The sequence below is a fragment of the Ruegeria sp. CRTD044 genome (genome assembly GCF_059613485.1).
The window spans coordinates 136,105-149,682 of the sequence record NZ_JBXWSP010000011.1 but is presented as its reverse complement, the minus strand read 5'-3'; the positions used below and the strand labels follow the sequence as shown (position 1 = coordinate 149,682).

General features: G+C 63.5%; 11 protein-coding genes. 8 read left to right on the top strand and 3 right to left on the bottom strand.

The features are described 5' to 3' along the window. Positions 1-64: 64 nt before the first annotated feature. Positions 65-1,315, bottom strand: coding sequence for an ABC transporter substrate-binding protein (locus AC2FNL_RS10710; RefSeq protein WP_170341178.1), 1,251 nt, complete (start codon positions 1,313-1,315; stop codon positions 65-67). A gap of 32 nt (positions 1,316-1,347) precedes the next feature. Further along, positions 1,348-2,241, bottom strand: a complete 894-nt coding sequence (locus tag AC2FNL_RS10705; protein ID WP_254920163.1) for an N-acetylmuramic acid 6-phosphate etherase — start codon at positions 2,239-2,241, stop codon at positions 1,348-1,350. An 88-nt stretch (positions 2,242-2,329) separates the two neighbouring features. Between AC2FNL_RS10705 and AC2FNL_RS10700 the strand changes: the two genes are divergently transcribed. The 7 genes from AC2FNL_RS10700 (at position 2,330) to AC2FNL_RS10670 (ending at position 10,145) form a co-directional block, all read left to right on the top strand. Beyond that, positions 2,330-3,286, top strand: coding sequence for a glucosamine kinase nucleotide-binding domain-containing protein (locus AC2FNL_RS10700; protein WP_496833553.1), 957 nt, complete (start codon positions 2,330-2,332; stop codon positions 3,284-3,286). Then, positions 3,283-4,050: a GntR family transcriptional regulator gene (locus AC2FNL_RS10695; protein ID WP_496833551.1), complete on the top strand. Its 768-nt coding sequence runs from the start codon at positions 3,283-3,285 to the stop codon at positions 4,048-4,050. The genes AC2FNL_RS10700 and AC2FNL_RS10695 overlap by 4 nt, the downstream gene beginning before the upstream one ends. An 8-nt stretch (positions 4,051-4,058) precedes the next feature. Beyond that, positions 4,059-5,090 carry an SIS domain-containing protein gene (locus AC2FNL_RS10690; protein ID WP_093963177.1) on the top strand — a complete coding sequence of 344 codons (1,032 nt, stop codon included), beginning with the start codon at positions 4,059-4,061 and terminating at the stop codon, positions 5,088-5,090. After that, entirely contained in the window at positions 5,087-6,238 is a 1,152-nt protein-coding gene (gene nagA, locus AC2FNL_RS10685) for an N-acetylglucosamine-6-phosphate deacetylase (protein WP_496833550.1), read from the top strand. The genes AC2FNL_RS10690 and nagA overlap by 4 nt, the downstream gene beginning before the upstream one ends. 152 nt (positions 6,239-6,390) lie before the next feature. Continuing rightward, a complete protein-coding gene (locus AC2FNL_RS10680) occupies positions 6,391-7,308 on the top strand; it encodes a dihydrodipicolinate synthase family protein (RefSeq protein WP_496833549.1) in 918 nt (305 codons plus the stop codon). A 3-nt stretch (positions 7,309-7,311) separates the two neighbouring features. Further along, the gene (locus AC2FNL_RS10675) at positions 7,312-8,808 is read left to right on the top strand and encodes an aldehyde dehydrogenase family protein (protein WP_496833547.1); all 1,497 of its coding nucleotides are present in this window, start codon (positions 7,312-7,314) and stop codon (positions 8,806-8,808) included. Next, on the top strand, positions 8,805-10,145 hold the full coding sequence (locus tag AC2FNL_RS10670) for an NAD(P)/FAD-dependent oxidoreductase (RefSeq protein WP_496833546.1): 1,341 nt from the start codon (positions 8,805-8,807) through the stop codon (positions 10,143-10,145). The genes AC2FNL_RS10675 and AC2FNL_RS10670 overlap by 4 nt, the downstream gene beginning before the upstream one ends. Before the next feature lie 41 nt (positions 10,146-10,186). Here the strand turns inward: AC2FNL_RS10670 and AC2FNL_RS10665 are convergent, their stop codons facing one another. Continuing rightward, a complete protein-coding gene (locus AC2FNL_RS10665; RefSeq protein ID WP_496833545.1) occupies positions 10,187-11,737 on the bottom strand; it encodes a trimethylamine methyltransferase family protein in 1,551 nt (516 codons plus the stop codon). Positions 11,738-11,898: 161 nt separating this feature from the next. Here AC2FNL_RS10665 and AC2FNL_RS10660 point away from each other — a divergent pair, with 161 nt between their 5' ends. Further along, a complete protein-coding gene (locus tag AC2FNL_RS10660; RefSeq protein WP_496833543.1) occupies positions 11,899-13,524 on the top strand; it encodes a GMC family oxidoreductase in 1,626 nt (541 codons plus the stop codon). Positions 13,525-13,578 lie beyond the last annotated feature (54 nt).

Below are 13,578 nucleotides of genomic sequence, written 5' to 3'. Positions count from 1 at the left end.
TTCCTCGAAAGCTCAGGGTGGCTCTGGCCGTCTGGCCAGAGCCGTTTGTGTCTCGAAAGACGGGTTACTGGTGCGGGGCGTACCAGCTGGCCAACCCGTCCTGCAGGCGCTTGCCGGCGTCCTCGGGCGATTCCTCGCCTTTGATCACCTGAGCCGATGCGTTCCAGGTCTCGTTCTCAAGATTGGGCGTTCCACGCGACAGGATCTGATAGGTGGACCGGATGGTCGAGTTGCACTCGTTCCGCCAGCTGACGAATTCCTGTGCCAATGGGTCCTCCATCGCCACATCGAAGCTGGAGAGAGAGAAGAAGCCGGGCAGGGCGTTTGCATAGATCTGCGCGAATTCCTCGGACCCGACCCAGTTCAGGAAGGTGCGTGCCGCATCGGCGTTGGGCGACGCCGCGTTCAGACCAATGGCGATGTCGGTGTGATCCGAGATATAGCACTCGTCCCCGGCATTCTGGACTGGCGGCTTGAAAGCGCCCATCTCGAAATCGGCCAGGTTGTTGAAGCCGCTGATCTCCCAGCTGCCGGCCGGATAGATGGCGGCGCGGCCCAGCGTGAACAGGTTCTGGCTGTCAGGATAGGTCTGCGCTTCGAACCCGTCGCCCAGATAGGCACCCCATTTGGCCAGCTGGCGGTAGGGGGCGACCCACGGCTCGTCCGTCAGTTTCTGAGAACCTTCGATCAGGGCGAGGCGACCTTCTTCGCCTTTCCAATAGTTCGGCCCGATGTTGTTGTAACCCATGGTGGCCGCTTCCCACTGGTCATTGGTGCCCATGGCCATGGGGATATAGGTGCCGTCTTCCTTGATCTTGTCCAGAACGGCAAAGAACTCGGCTTCGGTTTCCGGAACCGACAGGCCCAACTCGTCGAACGCGTCCTTGTTGTAGATGAACCCATGGATCACCGAGGCCATCGGCACGCAGAAGGTGGCCGAGCCGTCATCGGTCTGCCACGCCGATTTGGCGACGTCCGAGAAGTTCGCCATGCCTTCAAGGTCCGAAAGATCGGCCAGCTTGCCCGCCTCGTACAGGCCAAGTGAGGTGTCGAAGGGGCGGCAGGTGATCAGGTCTCCGGCCGAACCGGCATCCAGCTTGGCGTTCAGGGCGGCATTATACTCCGCCGGGGCCGATGGGGTGAACTTGATCTTGATGTCGGGATGCTTGGCCTCAAAGGCCGGGATGATCTTTTCCTGCCACAGGGCCAGGTCGTCGTTGCGCCAGCTTTCGATGGTCAGCGTGGTTTCGGCCATTGCCGCACCGGCCAGGGCCGATGACGCCAGCAGCACGGCGGTCAGTGTGGTTGTTCTCATGATGTATTCTCCCTTTTGGTCTTCTTCTTGGTTCAAATCTGGTCCAACGCAGGGCGCAGATGGCCGCCCGATGCCGTCAGCAGTTCACTGGCCTGCGCCGGTGTTGCGGCACCGGCGGCCAAAAGTACGGCAAGCTTCAGGTTGCCTTCGGCACGATTCAGGGCATCAGCGGCGTGCTGAGGTGTGGCGCCGGTTATGTTCCGGATGATTCCTTCTGCGCGCTGACGCAGCTTGGCATTGTCGGCCACCACGTTGACCATCATGCCGTCATGCACATGGCCCAACCTGACACCCATGAGGGTCGAGAGCATGTTGAGCGCCGCCTTTTGCGCGGTTGCGGCGCCCAGTCGGGTCGATCCGGCAATGACTTCGGGCGGGGTGTTCAGGCAAATTGCGCAATCGGCGTGCTCGAACAGCAAAGCGTCGGCGTTGTTGGCAATGCAGATGGTTTTGGCGCCGCGGGACCTTGCAATTCCGGCAAAGGTCAACGGGTAAGGCGTGGTGCCGCTGGCGGATATCGCGATCACCGTGTCCGTGGGGCGGAGGTCGGCGGCTGCGATTTCGGCAGTTCGGGTGTCATCTTCGGTGTGACCCGGCATCTCTGCCCCGGTCGGTATGCCGCCGGCCATGCAGATGGCGATCGACTCTGGAGACAGGCCGAATGTCCCCGGTATCTCCGCCCCATCGGCCAAGCCCATCAGCCCGGACGACCCGGCGGCGGCATAATAGAGCCGCCCCCCGGTGCGGATGGTTTCTGCCATCAATGCCGCACCTCTTGAGATATCCTGAAGGCATGCATCCAGCCCGTTCAGTGCGGCTTTCTGCGCATCCAGCAGCAGGCGCAGAACTTCGGCGTCCGGCCGCAGGTCCAGTCCCTCGGATTCGTCGCGCAGCATTTCGGTTTGCGGCAGCATGTGCGGCGTCATGTGATTCCCCTTTGGCATCGAAGATAATACCTATATAATACCTTTTGTCTACCATTCGTTTTAAATCGCGAAATATCGACCGATAAGCATGAAAAATCACGATCTCGGCACACAAGAGGTCTTTTTTTCAGACAAAAGGTATCGTAAAGGTATCTATATGGATGAGTCCCTCCAATATCTCATTGCAATTGACGGTGGCGGTACACGCTGCCGGTTTGCCATGGTCGGCCCCACCGGGCGGCATGATCTGGTTCTGGGAAGCGCCAATGTCTATTCCGATCGTGCGGCGGCTATCTCAACGCTGAATGCCGGGCTGCGGGCTCTGGCCGAGCGTGCTGCGATGCCCGAAGCGGCTTTGACCGGGATTCCGATCTACGCAGGGCTGGCTGGCGTGACCGACGCGGACACCGGTGCTGAAATCGCACGGCACCTGCCATCGCGCATTGTGCAAGTCGAGGATGACCGTCGCTCGGCCGTGGTTGGGGCGTTGGGTCCGGTCGATGGATGTTTGATCGGGATCGGCACAGGATCGTTCCTGGCCCGGCAAAGTGATGGCGAAATCCGGTTGCTTGGCGGATACGGCGCGCTCATCGGTGATGATGCGTCCGGATATTGGCTGGGAAAGCAGTTGCTGCGGCGGGTGTTGCTTGCAGCGGACGGAATAATCCCCGACAGCGCGCTGACGCGGTCCATACGCAGACGTTTTGACGATGACCCGATGCAGATCGTGCGATTTGCGGGGCAGGCGCGGCCGGCCGAAATCGCAGACTTCGCGCCCGAAATCATTGCGGCGGCTCAAAAAGGCGATGTGGTGGCCGTGGCCCTGATGCGCGAGGGCGCCGACTATGTCGCTGCAGGGCTTCAGGCCCTTGGTCGCGATGCTGACGAGCCGGTCTGTGTAGTAGGCGGGGTGGCATCGCATTACATCGACTATCTTTCCGCCGAGGTGCAGAGCGCGATGATCGAACCGGCGGGCACCGCCCTTGACGGGGCGCTGCAGCTCGCCGCACAGCTGGCCGAGCGCGCCAGATTGGGGGCAGCATGACCGCCGAAACGATCGAAACTTTCCTCAGGACCGGTGACTGGATGCAGCAGGCCGTGGGGCCTCGGTACGTTCGGCTGCGCAAGCGGATCGAAGAGGGCATCGAGAATGGTCTGCTGGCGGAAAGTGCACCGCTCCCGGCCGAACGCGAGATCGCAAACCTCACGGGCCTTTCCCGCGTCACCGTGCGTCGGGCGATGCAGGATCTGGTAGATCGGGGAATCGTCATTCAGCGCCAGGGCTCGGGCAGTTTTGTGGCCGACGGAACGCCTCGGGTCGAGCAATCCCTGTCACGGCTGACCTCGTTCACCGAGGACATGAACCGACGCGGTCTTGAATCCTCAAGCGAGTGGCTCGAGCGCGGTGTTCACACTCCGTCGCCCGAGGAGGTGGTGGCGCTGGCCCTGTCCTCGGGCGAAGCGGTCGCGCGCATCTCGCGCCTGCGTATGGCCAACGATCGGCCCATGGCGATCGAACGGGCCTCGCTGCCAATCGACATTCTGCCGCGCCCGCAGGAGGTCGAAGCCTCCCTGTACGAAGTCTTGGAGCGGGATGGAAACCGGCCCGTACGGGCGCTGCAGCGCATATCGGCGATCAATCTGGACAGCGCCGACGCGGGTTTGCTTGGGGTCGAACCCGGTGCGGCCGGGCTGCGCATCGTTCGAACATCATACCTGTCCAATCGGCGGGTCGTTGAATTCACTCGGTCGATCTATCGCGGCGACGCCTATGATTTTGTCGCCGAATTGCGGTTGGCCAACAGCTAGGACACATCATGCAACAGCAGATCACCCGGATGCGCCGGGAAATTGATGAAATCCCCGTGGCCGTAGAGAGGCTTCTGAGTCGGGGCCAGACCGACATTGAGGCGGTCGCCTCGGTTGCCCGCGAACTGGACCCGACATTTGTCGTGACGGTCGCGCGCGGGTCCTCCGATCACGTCTGTACCTATCTCAAATACGCCTCGGAAATCCTGTTGGGTGTGCCGGTGGCCTCAGTAGGGCCGTCGATCGGATCGATCTACGACTCGGTTCTGCGCATGCGTCAGGCGATGTGCCTGTCGGTGTCGCAATCCGGCAAAAGCCCTGACATCGTGGCCATGGCTCGCAATGCCCGGCGCGACGGCGCATTGACAGTAGCGTTGACCAACGACGCCGCTTCACCGTTGGCCGAGGTCAGCGATCACACCATAGATATTCAGGCGGGCCCCGAACTGAGTGTTGCGGCAACCAAGACCTTCGTCACATCGGCGGTGGCCGGCTTGTGGCTGTTGGCAGAGTGGGGGCAGGATGCGGCGCTGCTGGCGGCGTTGCGCGACCTGCCCGAGCAGCTGGATCAGGCGGCCCGGATCGATTGGCCCGAAGTGCGTGACGCTATCGGTGCTCATCCGTCACTGTTCACACTTGGCCGGGGCCAGGCACTGGCCGTATCGAACGAAGCTGCGCTGAAATTCAAGGAGACCTGCCAGCTGCACGCTGAAAGCTATTCCTCGGCCGAGGTTCTGCACGGGCCAGTGTCCATCGTCGAGGACGGTTTTCCGGTACTCAGCTTTGCAGCGGCAGATGCGGCGGAGCCTGCGTTGGCGGAGGTGGCCGACGCGATCAGCGCCAAGGGTGCCCGTGTCTTTGCGACCACGGACAGGGTTACTGCAGCAACGCGCATTCCGCATGTCCGCACGGGCCATGCTCTGACCGACCCGCTGAGCCTGATCGTCTCCTTCTACGCGATGGTCGAGGCATTTGCCGCTTCGCGCGGGATCGACCCGGACGCACCGCGGCACCTGAACAAGGTGACGGAAACCGTATGACCAGCGAATTGCAGGCTCTGGCGGGCGCGGACATTTTGACCCCTGCAGGTATCCTGCAGGATCATACTCTTCTGTTCGCGGAAGGACGTATCGAGGGCGTGACGCTTGTCTCCGACACTCCTGGCACAGCGAGGGTGTGGCAGCTGGACGGTGGCCTTCTGGTCCCGGGCTTCGTCGATCTGCAGGTCAATGGCGGCGGCGGGGCAATGCTGAACAACGCCCCAGATCTGGCCACTCTCCGCACGATGTCGCAGGCACATGCGCGTATCGGAGCAACGTCGATCTTGCCAACGCTGATCACGGATACGCCTGAGATCACGCGCCGGGCGATCGCGGCCACGATTGCGGCCGTGACCGAGGGTGTTCCTGGCATCGTCGGCCTTCATCTGGAAGGCCCGCACCTGTCCCAAACCCGCAAGGGTGCACATGATGCTGCCCTGATCCGACCGATGGCGCAGGCTGATCTGGACTTGTTGCTGGACACAGCCGCGCAGTTGCCGGTTCTCAAGGTTACGGTGGCGCCGGAAAGTGTGACCGATGATCAGATACACGCCATGACCCAAGCGGGGATCGTCGTCTCGCTGGGCCATACGGATGCGAGTTTTGAAACCTGTCAGAAAGCCGTTCAGGCCGGGGCGCGCTGCGTCACACATTTGTTCAATGCTCAGAGCCAGATGGGCAACCGAGAGCCCGGCGTCGTAGGCGCGGCGCTGGCGCTTGGCGAGCTGTCCGCGGGCCTGATCGCTGACGGAATTCACGTCCATCCGGTTTCAGTGCGCAATGCCATCCGGGCCAAAACAGGGCCGGGCTGTGTCTTCCTTGTCAGCGACGCGATGGCGACCGCCGGGTCGGATATCGACGGCTTCCTGCTGAACGGCCGTCAGATCTTGCGCGACGGCAACCGGTTGACCCTCGCCGATGGAACGCTCGCCGGTGCGCATCTCGAGCTGTTGGACGCGGTTCGAAACGTGATCGCATTCGCACAACTGCCTTTGGAAGCTGCTTTCGACATGGCCACCCGGTTGCCCGCGGACCTGATCGGCAGATCAGATCTTGGCCGTTTGGCGGTTGGTGCCCGCGCCAATATGCTGCATGTCTCCGACCAACGGCTGCTCCAGGTCTGGCAGGAAGGTCAAGCACTGAGCTGACGGTGTTCAGGCCGACGCATCGTCGTCCGATTTTCTTCGACATGTCGGATCCTGGGCCGTTCATGTCGGGAATCTGCATTGTGCACATCTTGTATTTTTCTTAGCCTTGGTGTCGGGCGCAAGCTTCATGTGTGCCCGGCAAGAGGATTGAGATGACGCCTGTGTTCAGATTTCAGGGGATATACACCCCGGTGGTGACCCCGTATCACGCGGATTTCAGCGTTGATTGGGATGCCTTGGCCGAGGTGATCGAATACCTGGTCGAAAACGGCGTGCACGGTCTGATCTCGGGCGGGTCCACGGGCGAAAACTATGCCCAGACCGTCGATGAAAGGCTGGAACTGGCGCGTTTTACCCACCAGCGACTGAAGGGTCGGCTGCCTTTGGTGGTCGGGACCGGCGCGATGTTGACGCCGGATTCGATCGCGTTGGCCCAAGGCGCGCGCCAGATCGGGGCCGATGCCATCCTGCTGGCCAGCCCGCCCTATTCGGTGCCGACGGATCGGGAAAACGCCCTGAATGCGCTGGCCATCGACAAGGCGGCCGATTTGCCAGTTATGCTGTACAATTATCCGCACCGCACCGGCACGATGATGGGGGCTGAGTTCCTCGATCGCGTCGGGCGCAGCCGCAATTTCTGCGGCATCAAGGAAAGCTCGGGCGACATCAACCGCATGCACATGCTGGCGCGGGACTATCCGCATATCCAGCTGGGCTGCGGCATGGACGATCAGGCGCTGGAATTCTTCGCTTGGGGTGCGCCGTTCTGGGTCTGTGGCGGGTCGAATTTTCTGCCGCGCGAGCATGTGGCGCTGTATGAGACCTGCGTGTTGCAAGGCGATTTCGCCAAGGGCCGCCGGATCATGTCGGCGCTGATGCCGTTGATGCGGGTGCTCGAACAGGGCGGCAAGTTCATCCAGACCATCAAGCATGGGGTCACGATGAACGGCATCCCGGCGGGCGCGGTTCGGCCGCCCCTGAAGGGGCTGAACAAGGATGACAAGCGCGCGCTGGAACAGGTGACCCGCGTGTTGAAACACAAGATCACAGACATCATGGCGGAGGGCTGAGGCATGGGCATGCTGACACGGGACGAATACGCATCCATCGCCGCCGGGCTGGACCTGCCCAACGGCGCTTTCATCGACGGTTGCTATCGTCCGGCGATCTCGGGCGCGGTGTTTCCCACGGTGAATCCGGCCACCGGCACGGTGCTGACCGAGGTCGCGGCCTGCGCCGCCGCCGATGTGGACCTGGCCGTGGAAAAGGCGCGCGAGGCTTTCGATGACGGCCGCTGGTCGCGCCTGCACCCGTCGGCGCGCAAGGATGTGTTGATTCGTCTGGCCAAGCTGATGACCCGCAATGCCCGCGAACTGGCGGTGATGGAAAGCATCGACAGCGGCAAGACCATCTTTGACTGCGAAACCGTGGATATCCCCGAGGCCATCCACTGCCTGAAATGGCACGCCGAGGCGGTTGACAAGATTTACGATCAAGTCGCGCCTGCCAGCGACGACCACATCGCGATGATCCTGCGCGAACCGATCGGGGTGGTGGGGTTGGTGCTGCCGTGGAACTTCCCCCTGCTGATGCTGGCCTGGAAGATCGGCCCGGCGCTGGCGGCCGGGTGCTCGGTGGTGGTCAAGCCGGCGATGGAAACACCGCTGACCGCGCTGCGTCTGGCCGAACTGTCGGCCGAGGCCGGGCTGCCGCGCGGGGTTCTGAACGTGGTTCCGGGTGGCGGCGGCGAAGTGGGTGAACCCATCGGGCGGCACATGGATATCGACATGGTGTCCTTCACCGGCTCGACCGTGACGGGCAAGAAATTCCTGTCCTATGCGGCCGAAAGCAACGCCAAGGAGGTGGTGCTGGAAATGGGCGGCAAGAACCCGGCCATCGTGATGGAGGATGCCGAGAACCTCGACCGGGTTGCCGCCCATGTGGTGAACGGGGCGTTCTGGAACATGGGCGAGAATTGCTCGGCCACGTCGCGCCTGATCGTGCACCGCGCGGTCAAGGCTGACCTGCTGGAGCGCATCGCCCACCACACCCGCCAGTGGACTGTGGTCGACCCGCTGGACCCTGCAACCCGTCTGGGCGCGCTGGTCAGCAAAGACCATTTCAACAAGGTCTGCGGTTATCTGGACAAGGCGCCTTCAGTCCTTCTGGGCGGCAAGGCCGAAAACGGGTTCGTCGAGGCAACCGTGGTCGAGCTTCCGGACAATGACGCGCCGCTGGCGCGTGAGGAAATCTTTGGGCCCGTTCTGTCGGTGATCGAGGTCGCGGGGTTCGACGAGGCCATCGCGATGGCCAATGACACGCCATATGGGCTGTGCGCATCGCTGTTTACGGCCAACGCCAAGCGCGCCCTGCGCGGCGCCCGCGCGATCCGGGCCGGAACCGTGACGGTGAACAGCTTTGGCGAGGGCGACATCTCGACCCCGTTTGGCGGCTACAAGCAGTCTGGTTTTGGCGGGCGGGACAACGGGCTGCACGCGCATGACCAGTACACGCAGCTGAAGACGCTGTGGATCGACCTGTCGGATGATGCCGACGAGGCGGTGGATTGACGCGGTTCACCGCTTGCCGCCTGCCGGTGCAGCGCGGTCCAGCTGCGTGGAATGCCCTGCTGGGCCCGCAAACTCCCGCGCGGCAGCTTTCGGGCAATATCACCGCAGATTTCACCATCGTGGGCGCCGGTTTTGCCGGGCTGTCTGCGGCGCGGCGTCTGCGGCAGCTGGTGCCCGATGCGCGGATCGTGGTGCTTGAAGCTGGGCGCGTGGCGGAAGGCGCGGCGGGGCGCAACTCGGGCTTCATGATCGATCTGCCGCATGACCTAGCCTCGGACGACTATGCTGGGGCGGGCGATGACCGGGCGATGATCGGGCTGAACCGGCAGGCCATCGCCTTTGCCCGCGCAGCGGTCGAGGAATACGGCATCGACCCCAACTATTTCGGTCCGACGGGCAAGGTGAACGGCGCGGCCAGCCCGGCGGGACATGCGCACAACCAAAGCTATGCCCGTCATCTGGACAGCCTCGGCGAGCGGTTCGAGATGCTGGACCCGCAGCAGATGCAGGAACTTACCGGGTCCGGGCACTATGTCTCGGGGCTGTATACGCCGGGCACGGTCATGCTGCAGCCGGCGGGCTATGTGCGCGGTTTGGCGGCGGGTTTGGCGGCCGATGGGGTGCAGATTTATGAACACAGTGCGGTCAACGCATTTCAGCGCGACGGGGCGGGCTGGCGTGTGCAGATCGCGCGCGGGCAGGTCTCGACCGGCCGGCTGATCCTGTCGGTGAACGGTCATCTGGAAAGTTTCGGTGTCGAACGTGGCCGGCTGATGCAGCTGTTTCTGTTCGCGGCGATGACGCGAGAACTGGAGGCCGATGCGCTGGCCCGGCTGGGTGGCCAGCCGCGCTGGGGCGTGACCCCGTCCGATCCGATGGGCACCACCATGCGCCGGATCGACACCGGGCAGGGCGGCAACCGGATCATTACCCGCACCTGTGCGGTGCTGCGTCCGGGCATGGAGGCGCGGGCATCGGACCTGCGGCGCACAGTTGCGGTGATGCGACGCAAGTTCGACCGGCGCTTTCCGCAGTTGCGCGGCATCGCGATGGAGTACGAATGGGCCGGCCATCTATGCCTGAGCCTGAACGGCGTCTCGGTCACCCGCGAGGTCGAGACCGGCGTGTTTTCCGCCTGCGTCCAGAACGGGTTGGGCACCGCGCGCGGCACCCTGACCGGGATCGCCGCGGCCGAAATGGCCTGTGGCGTGCGGTCCGGGATCAGCGATCATTTCGGTGCCGAGGACCGGCCCAGACGCCTGCCGCCCCGACCGTTGTCCGAAATCGGTGCCAACATGGTGCTGCGCTGGAAGGAATGGCGCGCGCGCGACGAATGAAAAAGGCCCGCCTGATAGGCAGGCGGGCAAGTGGAGTGTTCCTAATAGTGCTGGTTCAATTCGTCGGCGGCGGGAATTTCCCGCTCGCGCCGGGCGATGTAATCTCGCAGCGCCTCGTCGGTGGCCGGGTCCATTCGGGGCTCTTGATACTCGGCCAGCAGCTTGCGGGCGTGGTTCAGGGCGCGCTCGGTGATCTCGACCTCGCCCTCGGCCACCCATTGTTCGATCGAGTTGTTGTCGAACAGTTCGGGCATGAAGAACGCCTCCTGGAAATTGTCCTGTGTGTGCGGATGGCCCAGGTAGTGCCCTCCGGGGCCGATATCGGATACGGCGGCAACTGCCTCGTCGAAGTCGTGCCATTTCGGGCCCTCGGCCATGCGGTAGGCCATGGCGCATTGCTCGGCATCGACAACGAATTTGGCGGTCGAACAATGCATCCCGGCCTCGTTCCAGCCCGCCGAATGCCAGATATAGTTTGCCCCCGCATGGATCACCGCCGACAGCGTGGTGGCGGATTCGTAGCCCGCCTGCGCATCGAACGTCTTGGCCCCGCCCAGCGTGTTCGAGCTGCGCCAGGGCACGCCGTAGTGTCGCGCCATCTGGCCGATCATGAAGTTCATCAGGCTGATCTCGGGCGTGCCCGCCATCGGCGCGCCGGATTTCATGCTGACGGTCGACAGGTAGTGCCCGTAGATCGCGGGACAGCCGCGCCGGATCACCTGCGTGTAGGCCAGCGCGCTCAGCGCCTCGGCGTTGAGCTGCGCGACCGTCGCCGGCACGCTGGCCGGCGTGTTGGCCCCGCCCAGTACGAAGGGCGAGCACAGCACCGGCTGATTGCGGTGGCAGAAGGCGCGCATCGCCCCCAGCATGGTCTCGTCCCAGACCAGCGGTGAGTTGCCGTTGCAATTGCCGGTGGTGACGGGGTGATTCTCCATGAACTCTGCGCCGAACAGGATCGCGCACATCTCCATCACGTCTTCGGCGTTTCTGGGCGAGGTGGTCATGCCCATGAAGGTCTTGTCGGAATATTTCATCGACGAATAGGTGATGCGCAGGTGGCGCTGGCTGATCGGGTGATCATAGGGTTCCACGATGTGATGGGCGCTGGAATGCAGCGCCGGCAGCATGTGGCTGAGCTTGTGGAACATCGCCAGATCGTCCAGTGTCGGGTTGCGGCGTACGTCGTCGAGATCGCGCAGAAACGGCGCGCCGGTCATCGGCACGAAGATCGCGTGCGGCCCGCCCAGGCGCACATTCTTGCGCGGGTCACGGGCGTGATAGGTGAAATCCGAGGGGATCGTCGCGATCAATTCGCGGACCAGCCCGCGATCAAGATACACCCGCTCGCCGTCAACTTTGGCTCCAGCCGCCTTCCAGTCGACCAGCGCGATCGGGTCGCGGAACTGCACGCCCACGTTTTCGAGGATGTCCATCGAGGCCGCGTCGATCCGCTCGACCTGTGATCCGTCCATCACCTCGCACAGCGGGATGTTGCGGGTCAGACCCGGCAACATGTCAAAGCAGGGCGCGGTGCGCAGGGCGCGGCGGGCGGCGCGGCCTCCGGTTCGGACACGGGTGGCGGTCTGGGTCATTCTGGGCCTCCTTTGACACCAGTCTGACCACCGACCGTGGGCGCGACCTGCAGGATTGCGAAATACTGTTGCGGAATGCGACATCGAGCCCGTGCATTGCCCGCAACAGCTGCTAAGCTGCGCTCCGCAGGAGCAGGAACAATGCACAGAGCAGACCGAGAATGAATTCCGCCACATCTGAAACCACCCGGCTCGAGGGCGAATACGACTATATCATCATAGGCGCGGGTACCGCGGGCTGCGTGCTGGCCAACCGGCTGACCGAGGATTCCAGGACACGGGTTCTGCTGCTCGAGGCGGGCAAGTCGGACAATTACCATTGGGTCCACATCCCGGTGGGGTATCTGTACTGCATCGGCAATCCGCGCACCGACTGGATGATGAAAACCGCGCCCGAGCCTGGGCTGAACGGGCGGTCGCTGGTTTATCCGCGCGGCAAGGTGCTGGGCGGGTGCAGCTCGGTCAACGGGATGATCTACATGCGCGGGCAGGCGGCCGACTATGACCATTGGCGGCAGCTGGGCAATGCGGGCTGGGGCTGGGACGACGTGCTGCCCTATTTTCTGAGATCCGAAGATCACCACGCCGGCGACAGCGAAATGCACAGTTCCGGCGGCGAGTGGAAGGTTCAGAAACAGCGGCTGAGCTGGGAGATCCTGAAAGCCGTGCAGGACGGAGCGCGCGAGATCGGCATCCAGCCGCGCGCCGATTTCAATGACGGCAACAACGAGGGCTCGGGGTTTTTCGAGGTCAATCAGAAGAACGGCGTGCGCTGGAACACGGCCAAGGGATTTCTGCGGCCCGCGATGAAACGGCCCAACCTGCGGGTCCTGACCGAGGCCGAGACGCTGGGCCTGATCCTCGAGGGCAAGACCGTGCGCGGCGTACGCTTTGCGCGGGGGGGCACCGAATACCGCGCTGTGGCCGGGGCCGAGGTTCTGCTGGCGGCGGGGTCGATCAACTCGCCCAAGCTGCTGGAACTGTCGGGGATCGGCGACCCTCAGGTGCTGGTGGCGCACGGAATCGCGGTTCAGCATGAAAGCGCGGGCGTGGGGGCGAACCTGCAGGACCACCTGCAGATCCGAACCGTGTTCAAGGTGCAAAACGCCAAAACCCTGAACACCATGGCCAACAGCCTGTGGGGCAAGGCGCGCATCGCGGCGCAGTACGCCCTGACCCGGTCGGGCCCGATGGCGATGGCGCCCAGCCAGTTCGGCATGTTCACCAAATCCGACCCGATGCTGGCCACGCCGGATCTGGAGTATCACGTGCAGCCACTGTCGACCGACCGGCTGGGCGACCCGCTGCATCCGTTCCCCGCGATCACCGTCTCGGTCTGCAATCTGCGACCCGAAAGCCGGGGGCACTGCCATATCACCACGCCCGATCCGACGGCCCAGCCCGAGATCAGGTTGAATTACCTCTCGGCCGAGCGTGACCGGCAGGTAGCCGTCAAATCCGTGCAGCAGGCCCGGCAGGTGATGGCGGCGCGGGCGTTGGCACCCTACCACCCGCAAGAGGTTCTGCCCGGCCCCGAGATCAACGACCAACAGGGCCTGCTGGATGCGGTGGGCGACATCGCCACCACGATCTTTCACCCGGTCGGCACCTGCCGCATGGGAAGCGACGACGCCGCGGTGGTCGATCCACAATTGCGCGTTCGGGGTCTGGAGGGGCTGCGGGTGGTCGATGCCTCGGTGATGCCTAAGATCGTCTCGGGCAATACCGCCTCGCCCGTGATCATGATCGCGGAGAAGGCTGCCGACATGATACGCGGACGGGCATGAGCGCGGGGCTTGCGCCTTGGCCCGTCGGACATAAATGACCGCCAGCCTCATCAA

Bases quoted from the DNA above. Each gene is read 5' to 3' on its own strand.
- AC2FNL_RS10710 (WP_170341178.1), bottom strand. From the start codon at position 1,315: ATGAGAACAACCACACTGACCGCCGTGCTGCTGGCGTCATCGGCCCTG.
- AC2FNL_RS10705 (WP_254920163.1), bottom strand. From the start codon at position 2,241: ATGACGCCGCACATGCTGCCGCAAACCGAAATGCTGCGCGACGAATCC.
- AC2FNL_RS10700 (WP_496833553.1), top strand. From the start codon at position 2,330: ATGAAAAATCACGATCTCGGCACACAAGAGGTCTTTTTTTCAGACAAA.
- AC2FNL_RS10695 (WP_496833551.1), top strand. From the start codon at position 3,283: ATGACCGCCGAAACGATCGAAACTTTCCTCAGGACCGGTGACTGGATG.
- AC2FNL_RS10690 (WP_093963177.1), top strand. From the start codon at position 4,059: ATGCAACAGCAGATCACCCGGATGCGCCGGGAAATTGATGAAATCCCC.
- nagA (WP_496833550.1), top strand. From the start codon at position 5,087: ATGACCAGCGAATTGCAGGCTCTGGCGGGCGCGGACATTTTGACCCCT.
- AC2FNL_RS10680 (WP_496833549.1), top strand. From the start codon at position 6,391: ATGACGCCTGTGTTCAGATTTCAGGGGATATACACCCCGGTGGTGACC.
- AC2FNL_RS10675 (WP_496833547.1), top strand. From the start codon at position 7,312: ATGGGCATGCTGACACGGGACGAATACGCATCCATCGCCGCCGGGCTG.
- AC2FNL_RS10665 (WP_496833545.1), bottom strand. From the start codon at position 11,737: ATGACCCAGACCGCCACCCGTGTCCGAACCGGAGGCCGCGCCGCCCGC.
- AC2FNL_RS10660 (WP_496833543.1), top strand. From the start codon at position 11,899: ATGAATTCCGCCACATCTGAAACCACCCGGCTCGAGGGCGAATACGAC.